Annotated in this window: 20 protein-coding genes; 10 read left to right on the top strand and 10 right to left on the bottom strand. The window is 58.3% G+C overall.

What is annotated here, in order from left to right:
• Window positions 1-8: 8 nt before the first annotated feature.
• Genes ACQZ5Y_RS09025 through ACQZ5Y_RS09015 form a run of 3 tightly spaced genes read right to left on the bottom strand, consistent with a single transcriptional unit; the run spans window position 9 to window position 3,863 of the window.
• Window positions 9-1,841, bottom strand: coding sequence for a TRAP transporter large permease (locus ACQZ5Y_RS09025; protein WP_174050443.1), 1,833 nt, complete (start codon window positions 1,839-1,841; stop codon window positions 9-11).
• A 31-nt stretch (window positions 1,842-1,872) separates the two neighbouring features.
• The gene (locus tag ACQZ5Y_RS09020; RefSeq protein WP_025595728.1) at window positions 1,873-3,000 is read right to left on the bottom strand and encodes an LLM class flavin-dependent oxidoreductase; all 1,128 of its coding nucleotides are present in this window, start codon (window positions 2,998-3,000) and stop codon (window positions 1,873-1,875) included.
• Window positions 2,997-3,863, bottom strand: a complete 867-nt coding sequence (locus ACQZ5Y_RS09015) for an ABC transporter substrate-binding protein (protein ID WP_013761527.1) — start codon at window positions 3,861-3,863, stop codon at window positions 2,997-2,999. Before ACQZ5Y_RS09015 ends, ACQZ5Y_RS09020 begins: the two co-directional genes overlap by 4 nt.
• 212 nt (window positions 3,864-4,075) lie before the next feature.
• Between ACQZ5Y_RS09015 and ACQZ5Y_RS09010 the strand changes: the two genes are divergently transcribed.
• Both ACQZ5Y_RS09010 and ACQZ5Y_RS09005 read left to right on the top strand, forming a co-directional pair.
• Window positions 4,076-4,441: an ArsR/SmtB family transcription factor gene (locus ACQZ5Y_RS09010; protein ID WP_003510774.1), complete on the top strand. Its 366-nt coding sequence runs from the start codon at window positions 4,076-4,078 to the stop codon at window positions 4,439-4,441.
• 1 nt (window position 4,442) lies between these two features.
• Entirely contained in the window at window positions 4,443-5,072 is a 630-nt protein-coding gene (locus tag ACQZ5Y_RS09005) for a glutathione S-transferase family protein (RefSeq protein ID WP_003510777.1), read from the top strand.
• 6 nt (window positions 5,073-5,078) lie between these two features.
• On the opposite strand, the gene ACQZ5Y_RS09000 is transcribed toward ACQZ5Y_RS09005, so the two are convergent.
• A complete protein-coding gene (locus ACQZ5Y_RS09000; RefSeq protein ID WP_013761530.1) occupies window positions 5,079-6,914 on the bottom strand; it encodes an ABC transporter ATP-binding protein in 1,836 nt (611 codons plus the stop codon).
• A gap of 48 nt (window positions 6,915-6,962) precedes the next feature.
• Complete coding sequence (locus tag ACQZ5Y_RS08995) at window positions 6,963-8,159, bottom strand: aminotransferase class V-fold PLP-dependent enzyme (protein ID WP_013761531.1); 1,197 nt, start codon at window positions 8,157-8,159, stop codon at window positions 6,963-6,965.
• Window positions 8,160-8,248: 89 nt separating this feature from the next.
• Between ACQZ5Y_RS08995 and ACQZ5Y_RS08990 the strand changes: the two genes are divergently transcribed.
• On the top strand, window positions 8,249-9,085 hold the full coding sequence (locus tag ACQZ5Y_RS08990; RefSeq protein WP_013761532.1) for an IclR family transcriptional regulator: 837 nt from the start codon (window positions 8,249-8,251) through the stop codon (window positions 9,083-9,085).
• A gap of 6 nt (window positions 9,086-9,091) precedes the next feature.
• Here the strand turns inward: ACQZ5Y_RS08990 and ACQZ5Y_RS08985 are convergent, their stop codons facing one another.
• From ACQZ5Y_RS08985 to ACQZ5Y_RS08965, 5 genes are all read right to left on the bottom strand, one after another.
• The gene (locus tag ACQZ5Y_RS08985) at window positions 9,092-9,586 is read right to left on the bottom strand and encodes a RidA family protein (protein WP_019564632.1); all 495 of its coding nucleotides are present in this window, start codon (window positions 9,584-9,586) and stop codon (window positions 9,092-9,094) included.
• A gap of 82 nt (window positions 9,587-9,668) precedes the next feature.
• On the bottom strand, window positions 9,669-10,892 hold the full coding sequence (locus ACQZ5Y_RS08980) for an amidohydrolase/deacetylase family metallohydrolase (RefSeq protein WP_112524219.1): 1,224 nt from the start codon (window positions 10,890-10,892) through the stop codon (window positions 9,669-9,671).
• 1 nt (window position 10,893) lies between these two features.
• Complete coding sequence (locus ACQZ5Y_RS08975; RefSeq protein ID WP_019564634.1) at window positions 10,894-11,769, bottom strand: ABC transporter permease; 876 nt, start codon at window positions 11,767-11,769, stop codon at window positions 10,894-10,896.
• Window positions 11,769-12,710 (bottom strand): ABC transporter permease, encoded by a 942-nt coding sequence (locus tag ACQZ5Y_RS08970; RefSeq protein WP_003510794.1) that lies wholly within the window; start codon window positions 12,708-12,710, stop codon window positions 11,769-11,771. Before ACQZ5Y_RS08970 ends, ACQZ5Y_RS08975 begins: the two co-directional genes overlap by 1 nt.
• 233 nt (window positions 12,711-12,943) lie before the next feature.
• The gene (locus ACQZ5Y_RS08965) at window positions 12,944-14,470 is read right to left on the bottom strand and encodes an ABC transporter substrate-binding protein (protein WP_026330678.1); all 1,527 of its coding nucleotides are present in this window, start codon (window positions 14,468-14,470) and stop codon (window positions 12,944-12,946) included.
• 136 nt (window positions 14,471-14,606) lie between these two features.
• On the opposite strand from ACQZ5Y_RS08965, the gene ACQZ5Y_RS08960 reads away from it, so the two are divergent.
• The 7 genes from ACQZ5Y_RS08960 to ACQZ5Y_RS08930 all read left to right on the top strand — a co-directional run bounded on the left by ACQZ5Y_RS08960 (window position 14,607) and on the right by ACQZ5Y_RS08930 (window position 23,572).
• Complete coding sequence (locus ACQZ5Y_RS08960; RefSeq protein ID WP_127966203.1) at window positions 14,607-14,807, top strand: hypothetical protein; 201 nt, start codon at window positions 14,607-14,609, stop codon at window positions 14,805-14,807.
• A 178-nt stretch (window positions 14,808-14,985) separates the two neighbouring features.
• Window positions 14,986-16,110, top strand: coding sequence for a glycosyltransferase family 4 protein (locus ACQZ5Y_RS08955; protein ID WP_174050445.1), 1,125 nt, complete (start codon window positions 14,986-14,988; stop codon window positions 16,108-16,110).
• Window positions 16,111-16,391: 281 nt separating this feature from the next.
• A complete protein-coding gene (locus ACQZ5Y_RS08950; protein WP_174050447.1) occupies window positions 16,392-16,910 on the top strand; it encodes a helix-turn-helix domain-containing protein in 519 nt (172 codons plus the stop codon).
• A gap of 158 nt (window positions 16,911-17,068) precedes the next feature.
• Entirely contained in the window at window positions 17,069-17,227 is a 159-nt protein-coding gene (locus tag ACQZ5Y_RS08945) for a hypothetical protein (protein WP_174050449.1), read from the top strand.
• A 412-nt stretch (window positions 17,228-17,639) separates the two neighbouring features.
• Entirely contained in the window at window positions 17,640-18,836 is a 1,197-nt protein-coding gene (locus tag ACQZ5Y_RS08940; RefSeq protein WP_013761539.1) for a polysaccharide biosynthesis/export family protein, read from the top strand.
• A gap of 294 nt (window positions 18,837-19,130) precedes the next feature.
• On the top strand, window positions 19,131-20,432 hold the full coding sequence (locus tag ACQZ5Y_RS08935; protein WP_111800209.1) for an efflux RND transporter periplasmic adaptor subunit: 1,302 nt from the start codon (window positions 19,131-19,133) through the stop codon (window positions 20,430-20,432).
• Window positions 20,429-23,572, top strand: coding sequence for an efflux RND transporter permease subunit (locus ACQZ5Y_RS08930; protein WP_080801184.1), 3,144 nt, complete (start codon window positions 20,429-20,431; stop codon window positions 23,570-23,572). Before ACQZ5Y_RS08935 ends, ACQZ5Y_RS08930 begins: the two co-directional genes overlap by 4 nt.
• The last annotated feature ends 47 nt before the right edge of the window (window positions 23,573-23,619 follow it).

Here is a 23,619-nt window from a genome sequence, read left to right as displayed (position 1 = left end):
CCCCGGATTTAGAAGACAATGGCCCAGGCGCACAGAATGGCGAGGGAAACGAGAAGGGATAGGAGATAGGGAACGACGGCCTGGAATAGCGCTGTCGCCGGAATGCGGGTGACACCGCTGACGACGAAGATCAGCATGCCGAGCGGTGGTGTGAGGCCATGGATCATCAGGTTGACCACGAGAATGACGCCGAAATGGATGGGATCGATGCCGGCCGCAACGGCCGCGGGCAACAGGATCGGTCCAAACAGCAGGATGGCCGCACCGATATCCAGCACCAGCCCCACCACGAGCAGGATGAGGTTGGAAAGCAGAAGCACCGCGATCTTGCTGCCGCCAAGCAATGTCACGAAATCCGTGACGAGGCCGGAGACATTATCGACCGCCAGAAGAAAGGCGAAGGGGCCTGCCGTGCCGATAAGGAGACCGATGGCCGCCGCCTCACCAGCTGATTGCCGGAAAGTTGAGAAAATACGCCCCGCGCCCAGCCGGTACCCGAAGCCGAGAAGCAGCGTGTAGAGTGCGGCAAGTGCGGCCGCCTCCGTGGTAGTGACGACGCCGATGCGGATGCCGACCACCACGATGACGCCGAGACCGAAGGCGGGTATGGCGGCGATAGCCGAGCGCCAGCGTTCCGTGCCCGTGGCGCGCGGCAGCGTATCGACGCTGCGCACGCTCCAATGGATAGCCACCGCAAGGCAGATCGCCATCAGCCCGCCGGCGAAAAAGCCGCCAACCAGCAACGAGCCCACCGACAGGTTGGTAGCCGTTGCGAGGATGAGAAAGGCAATGGAGGGCGGGATGACATTGTCGAGCACCGACGTTGCAGCGATGATCGCGCCCGCCTGCGCCGGCGGATAGCCGTGTTTGACCAGTTCCGGCTGGAACGTTGAAGCGCCGAAGGCGGCGTTGGCGACAGAGGAGCCGGATGCGCCGGAAAACAGCACGCTGGTCAACAGCGTCGTCTGCGCCAGCCCTGCCCGGCGGTGTCCAACCATGGAGGCGGCGAACCGAACCAGCTGGTTGGCAACGCCCGATTCCGTCAGCAGGCTTCCGGCCAGCAGGAAGAAGGGAATGGCGAGCAGCAGGAATTTCGACATGCCTGTTACCGTTGAGGAAACGATGGCCGGCTCCGGCAAGGTACTGCCGAAGGCGATCGCCACATAGGCTGCGGCGAGAAAGGCATGGGCGAGCGGTGCTGCCAGCACCAGCCCCACCGCCGCCGTCAGCGCCAGAAACAGGCTGGGCGGCAAGCTCGTATCTACGAAGACTTCCGGCAGGCCGACATAGGCCGCAATTGCAATGGTGAGAGACACTAGAACGGCAAATGTCTTGCCCTCACTGACACGCTGAAGCGCCAGGTAAAGAAGGATCAACGCGCCGCCTGCACCCAGAAAGCCAAAACGCACCCATTCCGGCAGACCGAGCGTCGGAGACGTACCGCCCAGCATCGCCGCGATTTCAACGCCACCGAAGGCGAGGATCAGCGCTGCGATGAAGGAGAAGGCATCCGCCAGAACTTCGGTGGCGGCATGAAACCGCTCAGGCAAAAACCGCACGAAAACATCGAGCCGCATGGCAAGTGCGCTTTTGAGACTGAGCGGCGCGCCGACCGCGATCATCGCCACATGCAGCCAGATGCCGAGATCTTCCGCACCGATGAAGCCGGTGTGAAACAGATAACGCAGGGTGACATTGACCAGCACCACCACGAGAAGAGTCGCAAGGATTGCGGCGGCGACCGCGCCAAGCGCCTTGTCCAGAACGGCAAGCGCCCGCTCCGCCGCACGCTGCGGGCCGATGCGCCGTTGTGCAATCGTTGTTGCCGGACCAGCCGTCATGTCTTTTTTCTCCACTCCCGGAAGGCCATGTTTACGATGCCTTTGCCGAGAGGTCGCGGTCGAACAAAGTCGACCAGGTGAATTGTTTGGCTGACGAGACTTCCCGCGATACATCAAGACGCGGAAGAACCTTTTCCCCGAAACGGAAGGCCTCTTCCAGCAATGGCATGCCGGACAGAATAAAGGTATTCACGCCCGCCTTTTTATAGGCCTCCAGCGTGCGGATGACCGTATCGGGCGAGCCGACAATTGCGGTGCCCGGTCCCGGCCGGACAAGACCGATGCCGGCCCAGAGATTGGGGGCAATTTCGAGATCACGCAGGTTCTCAGGCTTCTGTCCACCATGCATCGCCGTCATGCGCTGCTGGCCGACGGAATCGGTCTTGCCGACGAAACGCTGGTTGGCTGCAATGGCACGCTCGTCCATGCGCCCGTAAAGATCGGCGGCGGCGGCCCATGCCTCTTCATCCGTATCGCGGACAATAACGTACAGGCGAATGCCGTATTCTAGCTCACGGCCGAGTTTCTCCGCCCGCGCCTTGACGAGATCGACCTTCGCGCCGATCTGGTCGGGCGTTTCGCCCCAGGAAAGATAGGTCTCGACATGTTTGGCGGCAACCTCGATCGCCTTGTCCGAAGAGCCGCCGAACCATAGCGGTGGTGGCTCTATGCCTTGCCCCACCGGCAGTGCCAACTTTGCGCCTTCGGTCTGGAAATGGCGGCCCTTGAAATCGACCGTCTCACCGGCAAAAAGACGATGCCAGATCTGCAGATATTCATCCGCCATATCGTAGCGTTCGTCATGCGGCATGGTCATGCCATATGCACCGAGCATCTTGGCATCGCCCGAGACGACGTTGATCAGCAGGCGTCCGCGCGAAAATTCCTGAAGCGTCGCCGCCATCTTGGCGAGCAGCGTTGGCGCGACAAGACCCGGATGAATCGCGACCAGAAACTTCAGCCGCTCGGTATAGGAAAGCAGCGCGCCAGCCAGAACCCAGACATCATGCGCGCCGGTGGCAAACAGGGCGCCTGTGTAACCAAGCTGATCATAAGCAAGCGCAAGCTGCTTGTAATAACCGAGATCAACCTTGCGGGATCCTTCCGGTTGCCAGGGATAGGCGCCATCGGGCGCGCACATGTACCAGAAAACGTTCATCTGTCGCCTCCCGCGCTGGCCGATTGTGGGGCCGGTCTCTGCCCGGTCAGAACCGGTAGAGAGAAATGGCCGTGCCTGTAAAGCGTATCGGCCTCCTCCTGCTGTTCGGCAAGGATATTTTCGGCGGCGGGCACCACCGAAAGATCGCGTGAGCGCAGCACCTTTGCCCAGGACTGCGCATCGCCTTCGCTGCCCGGCTCGGCGGCAAGAAGGGCCGCGGCTCTGTCTATATCCGCCATGACGGCGCGGCCAACGCGGTCCAGTTCGGCGGCAATCGCATCGCGTTGTTCCAGCGCCACAGTGTGACGCGCAAGCGTCCAGAACAGCGAACGGTTGGGAATGGTGGAGCCGCAACGGACCAGAAGACTGATCCCGTCATGGGTCAGGGCTTTTTCGAGCCGTGGCGACATCGTCACCCAGGCATCGACGCGGCCTTCCACGAGATCGCGCAGGCTATCGCTGTCACCGCTCTCGATGCGTATTACATCCGCAAGGCCAAGCCCCGCCCCTTCCAGGCTACGCGCAAGAAGATAGGTATGAAAAGACCCGTCAATCAGCGATATGCGTTTTCCCGAAAGGTCGGCCGCAGAGCGGATGGGGCTGTCGCGCCGCACGAGGATCGCGCCGTTTGCGGGGCGTGGTGCCGAGGCAGCGATATAAGCTGCGGAAAGCCCCCGCGCATCCGCCTCGATTGGCGGCGTCGAGCCCGTGCCGCCGAAATGAATTTCGCCTTTTTCCAAAAGCGCTGCGGTATCGCGCCCCTCGCGGTAGGGCACGAATTCCGGATCGAATTCATCAAACGCGCCGGGCCAGAGCCGGGCGAGCCGCAAATGCAGATTGTTGGGATGGACCCCGATTTTCATGTCGACACCTCATTTCTCAATCAATCTACTTTTTTATAGAATGTTTTCGAGGAACGTTTTGGCGATCCTCTGCGGGAAAGCGAAAGAGAAATCTATCAATCCTGTAGATTTTAAAAAATTTCCTAACGCGGTCAAACTCGGCCTAATCAAACCATTGAAATTTATCGCAATACAATTTACTTTTTTATAGTTTGAAAAATGGACCTGTAGTCGTGACGAAACCGGTTTCCAATCTCATCTGCCGCAGCGTGGTGGAGGCGAGCGAGCTTTTGAAGCTTGTCGCCAACGCCAATCGCTTGGCCATCGTCTGTTATCTCATGGAAACGGAGGCTTCCGTTTCCGCACTGGAATATGAGCTCGGCATTCAGCAACCGACACTTTCCCAGCAGCTTGCCGAATTGCGCGATGCCGGTGTGATCGAGGGCTCGCGGGAAGGCAAACAGGTGATTTATCGCGTCACCGATCCGCGCATCATCCAGCTCGTTGCGACATTGCGCGGTCTTTATACTGATCTTTCTGATGTGACCGGCAAGAAAGGCAGGCGAGCTTTGCCACTAGATGAGGCGATGTTCGATTAGCATGATCGACCTCTACACCTGGATCACCCCGAACGGCCTGAAAATCTCGATTGCGCTGGAGGAACTCGGCCTGCCCTATATCAGCCACGCCATCGACATTGAAAAAGGCGAACAATTCTCAGCCGACTATACCCGCGTCAATCCCGGCTCGAAAATACCGGCAATCATCGACCGCGATAACGGCACAGTTCTAGCGGAATCGAACGCGATTCTGATCTATCTCGCCGAAAAGGCCGGGCGTCTTCTGCCTGCCTCCCCTGCTGCGCGGCTGGCAGTCACCGAATGGCTGATGTGGCAAGCCGCCAATTTTGGCCCGACACTCGGTTATGCCCATTATTTCCTGACCTACAATACCGGACAGGCACCCTTTGCCGAGGCGCGTTTCGCCTCGGATACGGAGCGCCTCTACCGCACACTGAACCAGCGCCTGACGGGCCGGGAATTCATCGCCGGTGATTTTTCCATAGCCGATATCGCCATCTGGCCATGGGTCTCGCGTTTCGCGCGCCATAAAATCGACCTCGACGATTTTCCGGCGGTACAGCAATGGTATCGCCAGCTCGGACAGCGCGAAACCTTCCGGCGCGGTTACCGCGTGCCTTTCGCGACATCCGATGTACCGGGTCTTTAACCCGCTTTAGCAGGCGACAAGGTGACCGGGCGAGACCTCACGGTACTCACGCGGTTTCACCACGTAATCGATCGCGCGGATCGGGCTTTTCAGCTCGTCATTCGCGGCGTTTCGCCGGGTGTTTCTGCGGTCCGGGTCCGGCACCGGCACGGCGGCCATCAGCTTGCGGGTGTAATCATGCTGCGGATTGTCAAACACCGCCGCACGTGGGCCGATTTCAACGATCTCGCCGAGATACATTACCGCTACCCGGTGGCTGACGCGCTCCACCACCGCCATGTCATGGCTGATGAACAGGAAGGCGAGATCGAGGCTTTGCTGCAGATCCAGCATCAGGTTGATGACCTGCGCCTTGATCGAAACATCAAGCGCCGAAACGCTCTCATCGGCGACAATCACCTTCGGCTGGAGCGCAAGCGCGCGGGCGATACAGATACGCTGACGCTGGCCGCCGGAAAATTCATGAGGGTAGCGCGCCGCCATATCGGGCGAAAGGCCGACCTTCGCCAGCATATCGGCCACAACATCCTTTGCCTCGCGGGCGTTTCCCATGCGGTGCTCCAGAAACGGTTCGGCAATCGCCGCACCCACCGTCATGCGCGGGTTGAGCGAGGCATAGGGGTCCTGAAAGATCATCTGCACCGTTTTGCGCATCTCGCGCATGCCTGATTTGTCGAGGGCGAGAATATTCTCGCCATTAACCATCACTGAGCCGGCATCCGGCTCGATCAGCCGCATGATGGCGCGCCCGGTGGTCGATTTGCCGCAACCGCTTTCGCCGACCAACGACAATGTCTCGCCGGCTCTGAGATCAAAGGACACATTCTCCACCGCATGCACGCGGCCGCTGAGCCGTCCCAAAAGGCCGGAGTGAATATCGAAGCGCTTGGTCAGCCCTTCTACCTTGAGCACCGGCTGGGCACTCGAATCGACGGTATCGCCCGGCCGCGCCGGCTGCTGCGTTTCGCCTGTGGTGGTGTTGACGATGGGAAACCTGAGCGGTCTTTCCTCACCCGTCATGGAACCCAGAACCGGAACGGCGGACAAAAGCGCGCGGGTATAGGGATGCTTGCCGCGATGAAAGATATCAGCGGTCGCGCCAACTTCCACCTGCTCGCCGCGATACATGACAACGGTACGATCGGCGATCTCAGCCACCACGCCCATGTCATGGGTGATGAACAGAACCGACGTGCCTTCCTCCTCCTGAAGCGTCTTGATGAGGTCAAGGATCTGGCCCTGAATAGTCACGTCGAGTGCGGTCGTCGGCTCATCGGCGATCAGCAGCTTCGGCCGGGATGCAAGCGCCATGGCGATCATCACGCGCTGGCGCATGCCGCCGGAAAAGCGATGCGGATATTCATCGAAACGCGATGCGGCTGAAGGAATACGGACCTTTTCGAGCAGCCGAACCGTCTCCGCCCTCGCGTCGGTTTTCGACATCGGCTGGTGGCATAACAAGGCCTCGGAAATCTGGTCGCCGATGGTGAACAGCGGATTGAGGCTGGTCATCGGCTCCTGAAAGATCATGGCGACCTCGTTTCCCCTCACCTGCCGCATGGCATCTTCGGAGAGGGACAGCAGGTTGCGTCCTCCAAGCAGGATTTCACCCTCCACCCTGCTGCTTTCACGATCCAGCAGCCGCATGATGGAGAGGGAGGTAACGCTTTTACCCGAACCGCTTTCACCGACGATCGCGACCGTTTCACCCGGCCCGACATCAAAGGAAATATCACGAACCACGGGTTTCCAGCCGCCATCCACGTGAAAGGACGTGGTGAGATTGCGGACGGAAAGCACGGCATCTTCGGCACCAACGGGTGCGGCCTGCGGCATGGTCATGATCGTTCCCTTCTTGTCGTTAGGTTTTGGCGGCGCAAGCGGTCAAGCCTAGTCCGGCCAGCGCAGCATGCCGTCGAAGCGGTGTCGGCTCCGGTCTTCGAAAGGTGTTGCAATCACCTCGTTGGAGGCACGCGCCTTGTCCAGTTCCTCGGCCAGACGAGACGCCACGATGGTTTCCTGTCCGGGATGCAGATTGCATGGGTCGAGATAGAAATAGCGATGCTCTACCTCGTGGTCGCGGGTGATGATGGGAGGATTGCCCCTGGCCAACGCTGTCGTCAGGTCCCAGGCAGTGATATGCGCTTCTTCGGCATCGATGATGACGCGCAGCCTGTCGAGCGGGTTATTGGTCGGATCCGGCTCGATGAGCGCGGTCACGCCCGGGCGGCCATCCAGCGTTTCCTTCCAGAGATTGAGATATCCGGTCTCGCGCTCACGGATGCCGGCATGGTCGCGCTTTTCCCAGGCTTCCAGTGCCGCCATAACGCCATAGATGCTTTCCTTGCCGACCTTCATGCCGCGGCCAATGCCCATATTTTGCAGGAAGGCGTTGCGCACCAGTTCCTTACTTCCGGCCACGATGCCGGAGGTGGGGCCACCGAGGAACTTGTGGCCGGAATAGAGGACAATATCTGCGCCGGTGGCCAGAAACAGCTCCAGATCATATTCGGACGCCGCATCCACGATAACCGGAACACCCTTGGCATGGGCGATCTCTACGAATTCGGAAAGATGCAGCAGGCCGTAACTCACGACATGGTGCGAGATGACATAGACCGCCGCCGCCGTCTTTTCGGTGATGGCGTTTTCCATGTGGAAGCGATGGGTCGATGTGGCCTGCCCGACCAGCACCACCTTGCCGCCGCCAAGCCGGATCGCCTGATCCACCGGCGCGCCGTAGCTCACCACATGCCCCATCTGCACCAGCACTTCGTTCTTTTCCGGTGCGATATCAGGCAGCTTTTCAATGGCCAGGAGATTGTTGCCGGTGATGGCGCCGGCAACAGCAAGGCTGATGCCGGAAGAGCAGGAAGCAGTGACGAAACCAGCCTCGCCGCCCGTCAGTCTCGCGATGATCGCGCTTGCCTTGCGCTGCAGATCGTTGATCTCTACGAATTGCGGCAGGATCGCCGCCATGGCCTCAACCGCCTCTGGAACGACGATGGAAGCACCGAGCGACGTCATGGTGCCCGAGACGTTGATGACCGGGCGAAGGCCGATCCTGCTTCTGATATCCTCGGTCATGTCTTTCTCCTGTCTTTGCGATGCGATAGGCATCGACATATATGCCATAATAATGTAATAGCTTCTCAAAATTCATGAGGAGCCCGAAATTGGACGCCCATAAACTGGACGAATTGTCTTCACACGCCTTGTCCGCGACCGAGGAAAACCCGGACGCGAAGGTGTCCAAGCGCTCGCGTGTCAGCGGCATTGATCGCGCTCTTCAGGTGATTGATTACCTTTACGAAACCGGATCGCCAGCTGGCGCTTACGCCATTGCCAAGGCGATCAAGGCGCCACTTTCCACCGTCTATGTGATCGTTGACGATCTGGTCGAAAAGAACATGTTGGCGCGCAACGCCGAAGGTAACATATGGCTCGGCGCACGGCTTTATCACTACGGCCTTGCCTATGCCCGCTCGCTGGATTTCATGGGTGTCGCCACCCACGAAATGCATGATCTGTGCCGCCATGCGGGTGAGACGGTGCAGCTTTGCGGTCGCGACGGTGACCATATGCTGGTGCTCGCCATGGCGGATGGCCCCAGCCATTTCCAGGTTGCCTCGCGCGTCGGCACCCGTGTTCCATTGAACTGGACGGCATCCGGCCGCCTGCTCGTTGGCCATCTGCCGGAAGAGGAGCGCGTCGAGCTTTTCAAACGCTGCGCCCGCACGTCGCCCACCGGCCGTGCGGAAATCAATCCGGAAGCGCTTTCTCAATCGGCAGGCACGGCGTTCCGTGACCGGCTGTCGATACAGGTTGCGGAATCCGACTACGCTGTTGCCTGCATCGCCTCGCCGATCTGCGACACCAATGGAGAATGCGTGGCGACGATCTCCATCGTGCTGCCGGAACAGAAGGTGCTGGCGGACGAAAACCACTATACCGAACAGGTCAGGGTTTCGGCCGAAAGGATCGAGAAGCTGATGGGCTGGCGCAACCATTGAACGGCCTCAATCCCTAAGGGCGATGATGGCTTCTATCTCGACGGTGATGTTGCCCGGCAGCGAACCGAACCCCACGGCGGAGCGGGCGTGCTGCCCCGCATCGCCGAACACATCGATGAAGAGATCCGAACAACCGTTGATGACGCTTGGATGATCGCGGAAATCGCTGACGGCATTGACCATGCCCAGCAGCTTGACCACCTTCTTCACCCGCGACAGATCCCCAAGCGCCTCATGCATGACGGCAAGAAGATTGATGCCGGTTAAACGCGCATGCTGGTACGCCTCGTCCAGCCCGATCTCGGCTCCGACCTTGCCGGCGTACAGGTGTCCGTTCTCCTCCCTCGGGCCCTGCCCCGAAAGATAGAGCATGTTGCCTTCCACCACATGCGTGACGAAATTGGCGATCGGCGGCGGTGGCGGCGGCAGCGAGATGCCGAGCGCGGCAAGCCGGTCGTAGGGCGAATGACGCCCATCTGCCTCAAGCGAAGACTGTTTCACGCGAATTCCTCATAATACCGGGACGGGTATCCCTATTCTTTGCGGAAGACGGAGAGCATCCCTCCCCGCCGCTCCAGTCGGTTCAGCGCCAGGAATAGCCATGGCTGTGGCGCACGAGCTTGCGCGCTCTTGGGACATAACGGCTGGCGGCAATTGCCTCCGCACCGATAACCGCATAGCGCGGCTCGAACAGCCGCTTGAGACGCGAAACATCGCCATTGGAATCGGTCGCCTCCAGATCGGAATCGACAAGATCGAAAACCGTGAAATCCGCGCGCTGGCCAACGTCGAGGCGGTTTTCCATGTCGAGGCGAATGATGGAGGCCGGATTGCGGGTGACGGCATCGACGACATTTTCGAAGGGCATATCGACCGAAAGCAGCTTCGACATGGTCGTCGCCAGATCCCAGACGGGGAAATTCATCGAATGGCCATGCAAATCCGTGGAGATCGAGAAAGGCAAAAGGCCGCGCGCGATCGCCGCTTCCGCCACCTTGAAGGAGAAGGATGCACCGCCGTGGCCGATATCCAGCCGGATGCCTTCCCCCGCACAGCGCTCCGCGAGGTTGAACAGGTCCTCATCTTCCATGATGCTGGAGCCGGACTTGCCGTTGAAGCAATGGGTCACGACATCGCCGGGACCGAGAATTTCCAGCACCTCATCGTAGAGCGCAGGCGGTTCACCCACATGCACCATCATCGGCACTTTCAGGATCTTGGCGATCTTCTTGCCGAGTTTGACCGGCGTAACACCCCAAGAACCCGTAATGACATGGCTCGCCCGCACCTTGAGGCCAACGATATGCTCGCTGTTCTCGGCATAACATTCAAGGATGCGGTCGAGGTCGATATCCTTGATATCGCGCAGTTCCGGGACCCGGTTGCAGGCGACAAGCCCGATGGAGCCGAGATTGAGGAAGGCCTTGATGCGTTCCTTCGATGGTTCGATGATATATTCGCGAAAACCGTGGAAATTTGCTTCCCCCGCCGAACCGGCATCCACCAGCGTCGTCACGCCGCGCTCGGCCCCGCATTCTGAGGGGCGGATGGAGATATCGGTGCCGCCATGCCAGATATGCACGTGCAGATCCACCCAGCCGGGCGAGACGAATGCGCCCTTTGCGTCGATGCGCTGCGCATCCGCCGGCGCCTGAAGGGCAGGCCCAACCGCCGCGACCTTGCCATCGCCGCCGATCAGGATATCGGTCTGGGCCTGTGGCGCCCCCTTTTCGAAGCCGACGGGTTTCACATTGGAGAGAAGAATGGGAGCTTGAAAAGGCGTTTTTGCCTGTTCACCGGACGTCATATTACAAATCCCTTCGCAGTCTTGGGTCGAGCATGTCCCGCAGCCCGTCGCCGACCATTTGCAGCGAGAGCACGGAAAGAATGATGGCAAAGCCGGGGAAATAGGTCATCCAGTCCGCCTGGCCGATATATTGGCGGCCGGCAGAGATCATGGTTCCCCAGGTCGGAATTTCGGGGCTGACACCCAGCCCCAAAAATGAAAGGCCGGCCTCGGCCAACATGGCGCTGGCGAAAAGGAAGGTGCACTGCACGAGGATCGGCGAGATCAGATTGCGCAGCACATGCCGCGTCATGATGTGGAAGGTGGAGATGCCGAGCGCCTTGGCCGCCTCCACATAGGGCAATTCCCGGATAACCAGCGTCGAGGCGCGCACGATGCGGGCAAGGCGCGGCGAATAAACGACGGCAAGTGCAATGATTACCGTCGTCAGCGACGGCCCGAGTGCGGCCACTAGCGCGATGGCCAGCAAAATATCCGGAAACGCCATCATGGCATCGATCAGTCGCGCGATCGGCGTATCCAGCTTCTGGAAGAAACCGGCAAGCAGGCCGAGCGTGATGCCGATCAACGCCGACAGCGCCACCACGGCGGCCCCGACCAGAAGCGACAGCCTTCCCGCAAAGATGGTACGGGAAAAAACGTCACGGCCGAACTCGTCGGTGCCGAACCAGTAGAGTTCGCTCGGCGGTTTCAGACGGTTGACGATCGACAGTTTCGACGGCGAATAAGGCGCGATCATCGGCGCGAAAACGGCGAGCAGCACGAAGACGAGCAGCACGATCAGACCGGCTGCGACCGTCTTGCGCTTCAACAGACGCCGAATGAACAGGATGGTCGGGTTGCGCGCCGGCTGGGCGGTGGAGGTGATATCGGCCATCAGTAACGAACCCTCGGATCGACCAGCAGATACAGCATGTCGATGGCAAAATTGATGAGCACGTAAAGCCCGGCGATGACGAGAAGCGCGCCCTGAATGACCGGATAATCGCGCCTCAAGACGGCTGACACGACGAGATTGCCTACGCCCGGCAGGCCAAACACGGTTTCCGTAACGACCGCGCCGGAAATCAGCACGGCGGCGGTGAGACCAAGCACGGTGAGGATGGGGATGAGTGCGTTCTTCAGCGCGTGTTTCATCACCACCCGGCGTTCCTTGACGCCCTTGGCTCTGGCGGTGCGGACGTAGTCGTCGCCGAGAACATCCAGCATCGAGGCGCGGGTAAAGCGCAGAATGAGGGCGGAAGAAACGAGGCCGAGTGCGATGGCCGGCAAGGTTAGGTGATACATGCGCTCGAGGAAGCTTGCGCCCGGACCGCCATATCCCGACACCGGAAACATATCGAGCCGGACGGCGAAGAACTGCATGAGGATCAGGCCAAGCCAGAAGCTCGGAATGCTCGCCGCCAGCATCGCAATGGTTGTCGCTGCCTGATCCACGAAGGAACCGCGCCGGTAAGCGGCATAGATGCCGATGGGAAGCGCGATGGCACTGGCGATCAACAGCGAAAAGATCGTCAGGAAGAAGGTCGGTTCCGCCCGATCCAGAAGCGCCGATCCAACCGGCATGTTGAGGAAGATCGACTGGCCGAGATCGCCGCGCAGCAATTGCCCGATATAGTAGACATATTGCACGCCAAGCGACTGATCTAGGCCAAGTCTGGTGCGCAACTCCGCGATGTCCTGTGCCGAAGCGTCCGGCCCGAGCATCACCGCCGCCGGATCCCCGGGCGTGACGCGCAGGATGATGAAAACGATGGTGACGACGAGAAACATCACCACGATCATTCCGGCAAGTCTCTGGAAAATATACCGTATCACGTATGAATGCTCCGAAGCGCGTGATGGGCCGCTCTCACGCGGTTGAACAGAGTTGTCGACGAGTGCCGGTAACCCCGGCGCTCATGGCTGGAAAACTCCCGCCTCCGTCATGCCGGATCCGATCCGGCATCCAGCCACCGCGCGTCTGCGTGGTGAAGGCGTCCTCTTGCGGTCAAAGACTTGATCGCGCTGGACCCCGGATTCAGTCCGGGGTCACGGAGTGCGGAGCGGTCTTACTTCGTAACCGAAGCATTCCAGAAATAGGGCCAGGGAGCCGGATCGACGCCATCAAGCTTGTTGGACTTCGCCGCCACGGCGTTGAAGTCGCCGATCTTGATGAGCGGCAGCTCGTCATAAATCGTCTTCTGCACCTTGGCCCAGAGAGCAACGCGCTTCTCCGGATCAGCCTCCGAGGTGAAAGCGTCCACCGCCGCCTTGCGCGTCGGCGTGTCCCACCAGCCCGGCGAACCTGTGGAAAGCGCGCCAATCAGCGCCGGCTCCGGCAGGAAGGGGCTGTGGCTGATGTAGATATCCCAGAGCTTCGGGTCGGCACGGCGCTGTGTCAGCGTCGCCCAGTCCACCACCTGCATATCCACCTTGAAACCGGCAAGCTTCAGATACTCCGCTGCCACCTGCGCCATTTTGTAGTGGAACTCATACTGACGGCTGGTGAGGATGCGCAACGGCTCGCCATTATATCCGGCGGCCTTCAGCTTTTCGGCTGCGGCCTCCGGGTTGCCGACATTATAATTGCCTTCGACGCCCTCTTCCGAATGCCAGGAGAAATTGGACGGATAGTAGGCGCCATCAAGCGCATAGAAATCCGTGCTGCCGAACGCCGCCGCCAGCATGTCCTCCATGTTCAACGCTTCGGTCACCGCCTTGCGGACCTCAAGCTTGGAAGACAAACCTTCCTTGGTATTGAATACAAAGACCGGATAACCGAAGGGCTTCAGCATCAACGGCTGCGAGGCCGAGGAGGACTTCACCTTGGCGAAGGATTCCACCGGAATGGAATCGACGTAGTCATACTGGCCGGAAACAGCGGCCTCGACACGGGTATTCGGATCGGGAACCGGAACGAAACGGATTTCATCGAGATACTGATGGCGCGCACCGCCATATCCGTCACTTTCACCGTCACGAGACTTGTAGCCGTCGAAACGGACGAGCTGGATATATTGGTCCGCCTTGCGTTCCTTCAGCATATAAGGGCCGGTGCCGACAAATTCTGTCATCGGCTCAGCCTGCTTTTCAGCGGGCAGAATGATGGCTGCGGAGTTGTTGAAAGCAAGCAGCGAGGTTAGCGGCGCATAGGGCTGCTTGAGGGTGATTGTCACCGTCTCGGCATCAGGCGCGGAGATATTGTCGATGAAACCGGCGACCTGTTTTCCGCGTGATGCGATCTTCATCCAGCGGCCAAGCGAGGCGACGACATCTTCCGAGGTCATATCGCTGCCGTCATGGAACTTGATGCCCTTCCGCAGCTTGATCGTGTAGGTTTTGCCGTCCGCACTGATGTCAGGCAGGCTTTCCGCCAGAAGCGGCGTCACCTTCCACCCCTTGTCGAAGGTATAGAGCGTTTCGAAAATATGTTGCGTGACAATACCTACGAGATCGGCCGTCGAGGCCATGGGATCGAGTGTCGGCGGCTCGCCGATCGTGGCGACATTGATGACACCGCCCTTTTCCGCAGCCATCATCACGCCCGGCGCTAGCATCAAAGCAGCAGTGGCGAGAAATGCAAGTTTACGTCTCATTGTTAAGCTCCCAGCTCTTGGTTCCGACCTTATGAGTTCCATTATTATGTTATAGCAATCTTTATAACAGAATAACTCGATAAGACGCCTTGTCAATGACAATGCGGTGCGAGGAAGGGTTTCCAAGACAGGCGAAATGGAAGACGGGCCTTCGCAAGAGGCGGAAACGGAACGTAAGTCGATGGAAAACAGGCTATTTCGCCCGAAACACGGCGCGCGGCAAACACCGCTGCTGCCAGCCGGAACTGCGGAAACTACGGCTGGCTTTCAACTGGAAAACGAAGAGGAGGAATTAAGAGGCTTTGATATTTCGCATTTGCGAACAAAGTGCTATTGAGGATCAGACCAAGACCAGATTACGACAGACATAATCTCGCATTCTTATTAATCGTTACGTTATTCGCCTTCCCAGCCGTGTTTTTAAGGGCTGCAGACAGACCAGATATTCTAAACCGCCGAGCTTTATTCCGGGGCGGGTTATAAATTTTTATTACGTTGAAATTATTGAGGAAATCATGAAGACGGCAATCGTGCATGACTGGCTCACCGACAGAGGTGGGGCCGAAAAAGTGCTTCACAACCTTCTTGAGATCTATCCTGACGCGGATCTCTATTGCCTTGTCGATTTCATGAGCGATCGAGACCGGGGCTTTCTCGGTGGCAGGCCGGTCAACACCTCCTTCATCCAGAAACTGCCTTTCGCTCGTAAAAAATATCGCTCCTATCTGCCGCTGATGCCGCTGGCCGTCGAACAATTTGATCTCAGCGGCTACGATCTGGTGATTTCCTCAAGCTACGCCGTCGCCAAGGGCGTTATCACCGGACCCGGCCAGTTTCACGTCTCCTATATTCACAGCCCCATCCGTTACGCCTGGGATCTCCAGCACCAGTACCTGAAAGAATCGAAGCTTAGTCGCGGTTTCGCCTCGTGGATCGCCCGTGCCGTTCTTCACTATATTCGCATGTGGGACATCCGCACCGCCAATGGCGTCGATCTCATGACGGTCAATTCCAAATTCATTCGCAGCCGGGTTCGCAAATGCTACGGACGCGACTCTACGGTTATTTATCCGCCCGTGGATACTTCCCATCTCTCCCCTTCCGACCTGAAAGGCGATTATTTCGTCACGGCTTCGCGGCTGGTGCCTTACAAGAAGGTCCACCTCATCGTAGAAGCCTTTGCAAAAATGCCCGATAGACGACTGGTCGTCATCGGCGACGGCCCGGACATGAAACGCATCAAGCAAATCGCCACTCCCAATGTCGAGATCCTCGGTTTCGTCGGCAATGACGAGCTTCACAAATACATGGCGGAAGCCAAGGCATTCGTATTTGCCGCCGAAGACGATTTCGGCATCGTCCCGGTTGAATCGCAAGCGCTGGGAACACCCGTCATCGCCTATGGAAAAGGCGGTGTACTAGAGACCGTTGTTCCTCTCGGCGCCTCCAATCAGCCGACCGGCCTTTATTTCCGCGAGCAAACGCCTGAAGCCATCTGCGCTGCGGTGCAGGAGTTTGTCGATAACTCCGACAGTTTCGACAAGAACGCCTGTGTCGACAACGCCGCCCGCTTTTCAAGTGAACGCTTCCTGCGAGAATTTGCCGATACCGTGAATTTTGCGCTGGCCGAACGGGCCTGACATGCAATTTTCAAGGTCGAATATATCCATATTGGATATACTCTGTTGACGTCGACAGAGACACTCATAGGTAAAGCAAGTGGCGTCACCGGCCTTCTCTTATCCAGCGCAGGCTCGCCGTCGCCTTGTCCGCAATGCAGTCGCCGTGCATAATGATTCCTCGTTGTGAGCGAGGCGGCCCTGACCGGCCTACCTCATGAGTGATTTGGTCTTTGTACAAACAGAGGAATATCACAAATTGGTATCTAGTAAATACCAAATCGTGATATTTATGCGGAATTATGAGCAGGAAACGCGTCGAGCCAAAGACGCCGTTGGGAAAACGGCTGACCGAGGTCCGCGAAGCACTGAAATTTGACGAGCGTGAGCCATTTGCTGAGGCAATAGGCCTGACAGTCGCAATGCTTGGTTACTATGAACGGGGCGACCGTATTCCCGACGCTGGCGTTTTGGCGCTCTATCGTGAGCGGTTCGGCATCAATATAAGTTGGCTCGTGGCCGGTATGGGCGACATGTTTGACACGGCGCCAGCGGCACCTACGCTTGCCTACGACGTTGCCCTGCTGCAAAAAATCAGCGACCGGGTCGAGACGATCTTCGCGGAGTGTCGCCAAAAGTCGCCTACACGGTCTACAATAACGGAGGCCGCGCTTATTTATAACGAACTGGCCAAAACCATATCGGACATTCGCGACGTCCAGATGGTAGAAGCAATTTTACCCGTACTTCTGCTACGCTTCAGGGAGCGTATAACAACACCAGGATCGGGACTCGGCAAATACGAATCTTCAAGTTTTTAATATTAAGCATATTTATACAGCTGCCACAATAGACAGATTTTTAACCTCATTCAATACTTCCGATACACGATTAGTATTTCATAATAAATTTTGTATCCACATCAAATAAATATTTCACTGAATTATAAATAATTTTAAAATTTACATTAGGTGTTTTCATGGAAGATAAGGCGTTGCGTGATCACAGCTATGATATAGCCAAGGGTCTCGGCATTCTGGTCGTTTTTGACCACACGGGAATGATGGCCGCTATCCGTTTCGGGGTCAATGAGCGGCTGGCGCCGCAGACCAACCGGGGACTAAGGATCAGCCGCTGACTTAGGGAAAACATACTGCAAAACAACCAATTATCGTGTTTTTAAGTCAAACATGAAAGAAACTGGACAAGCGTGACAAAACTGCACTAGCGCTATGCGGTAATCGCAGTGATTATGCCGTCCGATTGAATATTGAAGAACGATGATACTGACGCCATTCGGGTTCGTGAAGATTGTGAATGTTACGGATTTTCCGGCGCAATCGAGCGACGACTTAACTTGAAGCATCGCCTTAAGTTAGGCAATAAGCCTGATGCCAGCGTAGACATTTCGTGAAACGATTCTGCTGAACGGATGTAATGCCCGGTTGAGATTTGATTTACCGGTGTCAAATATGAAGTGCCGATTTTTATAAAACTATACGATGTCCGGTTTGTTTCTTTTTTCGGACGAAATTTATTTTGAGGACCAAATGCGTTTATTGAATGTTTCGATTCTGCTTGCCTCCGCAGCACTTGCGGGGTGCACCGTCACCGCGGCATCAGGCCCCGATGCGGCAACAATCGAATCCAACGCTTCAGTGAAATTCAGTTCCAAGGACAAAAAGAAAACTGCGGGCGTTGACTACGCTCTCATCGATATCAACAGTTCCGTCCTGAACTATGTCGGCGATACCACCACCGCTACCCTGCTCGGCAGTTTCGGCGGCGGCAAGGGTGGTGTTCCGGCGTTGCCGATGGGCGTTGGTGACGTGGTGCAGGTCGCAATCTTCGAAAGCCAGGCGGGCGGACTTTTCATTCCAAACGATGCGGGCAGCCGTCCCGGCAACTTCATCAGCCTGCCGAACCAGACGGTAGACCGGGAAGGCAATATCAGCGTTCCCTATGCCGGCAAGATCCGCGCAACAGGCCGCAATGTCGAGGATGTGCAGAGCGAGATCGAGGAGCGTCTGGCCAACCGGGCCATCGAACCGCAGGTCCTCATCACCAAGATTTCCAGCCGCTCCGCACAGGCATCCGTGCTTGGCGACGTCAAGGAGCCGACGAAGGTCCAGCTTTCAGAAGCGGGTGACCGCGTTCTCGACGTCATCTCCTATGCAAAAGGCCTCAGCGCCCCAAATATCGAATCCTATGTCACGCTGATCCGTCGCGGCAAGACCGCGCGCGTCAACTACAATCACCTTGTCAGCACGCCTTCCGAGAACATCTATGTGGTTCCGGGCGACACGGTCATGGTGGAGCGTGAACGCCGTACCTATCTCGCTTTCGGCGCTTCCGGCCTCAATGGTCGTTTCGAATTTGAGGACGCCGCGCTGAAGCTCTCGGATGCGCTGGGCAAGGCGGGCGGATTGCTCGATTCCCGTGCCGACCCTGCGCAGGTCTATGTCTATCGTACCGTCAAACGCGATCTTCTCGTGAAGCTTGGCATCGACATGTCCAAGTTCCCGGGGCAGGAAGTTCCGGTCATCTTCCGCGCCAACCTGCGCGATCCTTCAACCTTCTTTGCCACCACGAAATTCCCTATGCAGGATCGCGATATCATCTACGTCACCAACTCGCAGGCAACCGAACTTTACAAGTTCCTGGACCTCGTCGGCTCCGTTCCCGCAACGGCCGGCAACGTCTCCGAGGATGTACTTGCGACGCGCAACGCAATCCGGGCGTTCTGATCCTCGGCAACTCGCCGCTCCTGTTCAAAGCCGCCCCGGAAACGAGGCGCCTTTTTATTTTGGTCACGATTGGGGTCAAGTTCCGCGCATCGAGCCCGGCGACGGGCATATGCCCAAAAGCGCCACAACCCTTGTTTCGCAAGGCAACATGACGGCAGACATCGTCGCCGCCATTACAAAAGTTTAAGGTGATTTTGCAGCGCATTGGGTGTCTTGTGGGAGCTAAAGCTGCTCCCAGGGCTTGCCGAACATGTTCGGGAAACATGTATTGCTCTCATTTTGCGGAACCGTCAGATGAAACGTTTCTGGACCGCCCTCAGCGTTCTCGCCATCGCAGCCGCCGGCGCGTGGTATTTTAAAGATCGCCTGCCCCTTGATCAAATTCCCTACCTCAAACAATTCGCCAGCGTTTCGCCACATGCAGAAACGGCAACGGCCGATGGATCTGCCGGCAAGAAGGGCCAGACGTCGCAGAACGGTCAAGCCGGCCAGCAGACAGGCCAGAGGCAAGGTGGCGGGCGGCGCAATGGCGGGCCGCCTACCGTCAGCACCATCGCCGTCAACAAGGCGACGTTGCCAATGGATGCTACGGCGACGGGATGGGCGGTTGCCGCCGACATCACCAATATAGCGCCGCTTCAGGCCGGTCTCGTCACGGAAATCTCCGCGAAGGACGGCCAGCATATCAAGGCGGGTGATCTGATCCTCAAGATGGATGACCGTATCGCCCGCGCAGCCGTCGACAAGGACAAGGCCAATATCGCTGCCGATCAGGCAACGCTGGAACAGACGGAAGCCGCCTTCCAGCGCGCCGCCAATCTGGTCAAGCAGAGCGCAGAGTCCCAGCAGGTGCTGGATCAGGCAAGGGCAGCCAGGGACAGCGCCGCCGCAAAGATCGATGCCGACAAGGCGACGCTTGCTTCCGACCAAGTAACGCTCGAACATATGGAGATCCGTGCGCCGTTCGATGGGCGACTGGGCGATGTTACCGTCAGCCCCGGTGCCTATCTCAGCGCTGGCATCAATATTGTGACGATCACGAAATACGATCCCATCTCTGTCAGTTTTCGCCTGTCGCAGCGCTACCTGCCGCAATTGCGCGAAGGCGTTCAGAAGGACACGGCGGTCGATGTAGACCCGGCGGCAACCGGCGGCGAGCCCATGAGCGGCATGCTGCGTTTTTACGACAACGTCGTAGACCAAACGTCCGGTACCGTACTTGCTAAAGCGGAATTCAAGAACGATCGCGGGCTGTTGTGGCCCGGCCAGTCCGTCAACGTCACGGCTCATTTCGTCTCCGACGCGGAGATGATCGTCGTGCCGACGGTTGCCGTGCGGCCGGGGCCGAAGGGCAATTTCGTCTACACTGTCGATGACAACCACCGTGTTCATATGACGACCGTGGAAGTTGCCCGCTCCAACGGCGATATGACAGCCATTGCCAGTGGCCTCACCGGCGGCGAGCATGTGATCATCGAAGGCCAGTCGGGACTTGCCGACGGTCAACAGGTGGTCGAGCAATTCTCGGACAAGGGCGGCGCGGCCGCCAATCTGGCCGCCAATATTCCCCAGCAGGAACAGGTGGGTAACCCATGATCCCGAATTTCTGCATCAACCGACCCGTCGCAACCACCCTTCTCGCCATCGGCCTCGTGCTCGCCGGGCTTGCCGGTTTCCGCCTGTTGCCCGTCGCTGCGCTGCCGAAAGTCGATTTTCCGACGATCAGCGTTTCGTCGTCGCTGTCGGGCGCCTCGCCGCAAACCATGGCCACCTCAGTCACCACGCCGCTGGTGAAGCAGTTCGAGACCATTCCGGGTGTCAGCGAAATCAGCGCCACCAACACTCTGGGCAACAGCTCCATCGTGCTGCAATTCGATCTCAACCGTGACATCGACGCAGCGGCAGCAGATGTTCAGGCGGCGATCTCGCGCGCACAGCGGCAGTTGCCAAGCAACATGACGACAACGCCGAGTTACCGCAAGACCAACCCGGCCGATGCGCCGGTACTGCTGCTTGCCATCAACAGCAAGGAGATGCCGACCAGCAAGGTGGACGAAATCGCCGAGAATATCATCTCGCCGCTGCTTTCAACCATTTCCGGTGTCGCGCAGGTGAGTATCTACGGCGCGCAGACCTATGCCGTGCGCATTGGCCTCGATCCCTCGCAGCTTCAGGCAAGAGGGCTTGGCGTCGATACCGTCACAACCGCCATCGCGCAGGCGAACAATCAGGTGCCCGTGGGCGCGTTGCAGAATGACAACCAGCGCCTGACGATAGAGGCAGACACCCAGCGCACCGATGCAGCGGCCTTCCGCTCGCTGGTGGTGGCGACAAGCAACGGTGCTTCCATCCATCTCGGCGATATCGCCAATGTCACCGACAGTATCGACAACCCCAATGCCGGCAGTTGGTTCGATGGCGAACAGGCGATCGTTCTTGCCGTGCAGCGCCAGCCGGACGCCAACACCGTTGATGTGGTGGATGCCATCCGGGCCAAGTTACCGGCGCTGCGCCAGCAATTGCCGCCATCGGTCAATATCAACGTCATGAATGACGCCTCGACTGCAATCAAGGACGCGATTGCCGACGTACAGTTCACGCTGCTCCTCACAATCGGGCTGGTGGTTGCGGTTATCTATCTCTTCACCGGGCATCTGACGGCGACCATTATTCCGGGCCTTGCCGTGCCGCTATCACTGATTACCGCCTTCGGCGCCATGTATGTTCTGGGGTACAGTATCGACAATATCTCGCTACTCGGACTGACATTGTCGGTCGGACTTGTGGTGGACGATGCGATCGTCATGCTGGAAAACATCCTGCGACTGCACGAAGAAAAAGGCCTGACGATGCGCGAGGCGGCCCTTCAGGGCGCCGCGGAAGTCAGCGGCACCATTCTGTCCATGTCCATCTCGCTGGTCGCAGTGTTCATTCCCATTCTGCTGATGGGCGGAGTGATCGGCAGGCTGTTTAACGAATTCGGCATGGTGGTCACGCTGGCGATCATGGCGTCGGCGCTGGTTTCGCTGACTGTCACGCCCATGCTCGCCTCAAGGCTTTCGGGTCATTCCTCCAGACCGCCAGCCATCATCCGTTGGTTCGACGCCGGCTTCGAGCGCACGCTTCGCCTCTATGGCAAGGCCGTCGGCTGGTGCCTTTCCCATCGCCGCGTGGTTCTGGGCGCATTCCTGGCATCGGTTGCAGCATCGCTTTATCTGTTCGAGACTTTGCCTTCCAGCTTCTTCCCGCAGGAGGATATCGGTCGCCTTTCCGTGTCGACGCAGGCGCGTGAGGACATTTCCTATACCGCGATGCGCGATCTTCAGGCGCAGGTGGCTGATCAGATCCGCAAGAACCCGGCCGTGGTGCATGTGACCTCTACAGTCGGCGGCAACTCCCGCAACCCGCTGAATAACGGCTCGATGTTCGTGGAGCTGAAGCCGAAGGAAGAGCGTGCACCGCTAAGCCAGGTATTGGCGGAACTTGGCCAGGCGACATCGAAGGTGGCGGGCATCCGCACCTATATCAATCCCCAGCAAAGCTTACGTTTGGGCGGGCGCAGCTCCGCCAGCCAATACCAACTCGTCATTCAGGGCCTGAACGCCGACGCGACCAATGAATGGTCGAACAAGCTGATGGAGGCGATGCGCCGCGACCGCACATTCGCCGCCGTCAATTCCGACGCTCAGAACGGCGCAATTGCGGCGACGATTTCGGTCGACCCGGAAAAGGCAGCCGCCTTCGGCATTACCAACGACCAATTGCGCAAGACGCTGGAAATGTCGTTCGGCGGTTATACGGCGGCGCAAATCCAGTCGACCGGTGATAGCTATGATGTGATCGTCGAATTCGACAGCTCGAAACAGTGGAATGACGATTTCCTGAGCGACATCAACATTCTCTCGGCAAAATCGGGTGTTCTGGTTCCGCTTTCCAACTTCGCCACCCTCACCCGCACGCAGGCGCCGGTGACCATCAACCAGACGGGCCAGCTCGTTTCTACGACCGTCTCCTTCAACCTGCCGGATGGCGTGGCGCTTTCGGATGCGACGAGCCGTATTGACCAGATCAAAACCACCATCGGCCTGCCGCAGGACGTGTTCACCAGCTATGGCGGCACGGCGGCGATATTCCAGCAGAGCCAGGGCAATACCGGCATCCTCATTCTTGCGGCGGTGTTGACCATCTATGTGGTGCTGGGTGTGCTTTACGAAAGCTTCATCCACCCGCTGACCATCCTTTCCGGTCTGCCGGCGGCGGCTTTTGGCGCGCTGGTGGCGCTGAAGGTGATGGGCATGGATTTCTCGATCATTGCGCTGATCGGGCTGTTGATGCTGATCGGCATCGTCAAGAAAAACGCGATCATGATGATCGACGTTGCGGTGGAACTGATCCGCGAAAAGGCCGAACCGCCCACCAGCGCCATCCACGAAGCCTGCGTGCGCCGTTTCCGGCCGATCATGATGACGACCTTCTGCGCGCTGCTGGGCGCCCTGCCCATCGCCCTCGGCTCAGGCGCCAGCTCGGAACTGCGCCAGCCACTTGGTGTTGCCGTGGTCGGTGGTCTCATCGTCTCGCAATTGCTGACGCTGTTCATCACCCCGGTCATCTTCGTGGAAATGGACAGGTTGGGTACCTACCTCACCGGGCTGTTTTCGCGCAAGAAATCGGCCGAAAAACACGCGGAACCGCAAAAGCCGGAAAGTGCCAGCGAACCCGATTCCGTCGCGGCATAGATCGTAGATACGCATTTCCGGACACAAACCGCGATGCGGTCTCTACC

The organism is Agrobacterium sp. A3-95 (genome assembly GCF_053521785.1).
The sequence above is the reverse complement of the archived record's forward strand: the minus strand, read 5'-3'. Positions and strand labels throughout refer to the sequence as shown.

Coding starts and splice junctions, on each gene's coding strand:
- ACQZ5Y_RS09025 (WP_174050443.1), bottom strand. CDS start 1,841: ATGACGGCTGGTCCGGCAACAACGATTGCACAACGGCGCATCGGCCCG.
- ACQZ5Y_RS09020 (WP_025595728.1), bottom strand. CDS start 3,000: ATGAACGTTTTCTGGTACATGTGCGCGCCCGATGGCGCCTATCCCTGG.
- ACQZ5Y_RS09015 (WP_013761527.1), bottom strand. CDS start 3,863: ATGAAAATCGGGGTCCATCCCAACAATCTGCATTTGCGGCTCGCCCGG.
- ACQZ5Y_RS09005 (WP_003510777.1), top strand. CDS start 4,443: ATGATCGACCTCTACACCTGGATCACCCCGAACGGCCTGAAAATCTCG.
- ACQZ5Y_RS09000 (WP_013761530.1), bottom strand. CDS start 6,914: ATGACCATGCCGCAGGCCGCACCCGTTGGTGCCGAAGATGCCGTGCTT.
- ACQZ5Y_RS08995 (WP_013761531.1), bottom strand. CDS start 8,159: ATGACCGAGGATATCAGAAGCAGGATCGGCCTTCGCCCGGTCATCAAC.
- ACQZ5Y_RS08980 (WP_112524219.1), bottom strand. CDS start 10,892: ATGACGTCCGGTGAACAGGCAAAAACGCCTTTTCAAGCTCCCATTCTT.
- ACQZ5Y_RS08975 (WP_019564634.1), bottom strand. CDS start 11,769: ATGGCCGATATCACCTCCACCGCCCAGCCGGCGCGCAACCCGACCATC.
- ACQZ5Y_RS08965 (WP_026330678.1), bottom strand. CDS start 14,470: ATGAGACGTAAACTTGCATTTCTCGCCACTGCTGCTTTGATGCTAGCG.
- ACQZ5Y_RS08960 (WP_127966203.1), top strand. CDS start 14,607: ATGGAAGACGGGCCTTCGCAAGAGGCGGAAACGGAACGTAAGTCGATG.
- ACQZ5Y_RS08955 (WP_174050445.1), top strand. CDS start 14,986: ATGAAGACGGCAATCGTGCATGACTGGCTCACCGACAGAGGTGGGGCC.
- ACQZ5Y_RS08950 (WP_174050447.1), top strand. CDS start 16,392: ATGAGCAGGAAACGCGTCGAGCCAAAGACGCCGTTGGGAAAACGGCTG.
- ACQZ5Y_RS08945 (WP_174050449.1), top strand. CDS start 17,069: ATGGAAGATAAGGCGTTGCGTGATCACAGCTATGATATAGCCAAGGGT.
- ACQZ5Y_RS08940 (WP_013761539.1), top strand. CDS start 17,640: ATGCGTTTATTGAATGTTTCGATTCTGCTTGCCTCCGCAGCACTTGCG.
- ACQZ5Y_RS08935 (WP_111800209.1), top strand. CDS start 19,131: ATGAAACGTTTCTGGACCGCCCTCAGCGTTCTCGCCATCGCAGCCGCC.
- ACQZ5Y_RS08930 (WP_080801184.1), top strand. CDS start 20,429: ATGATCCCGAATTTCTGCATCAACCGACCCGTCGCAACCACCCTTCTC.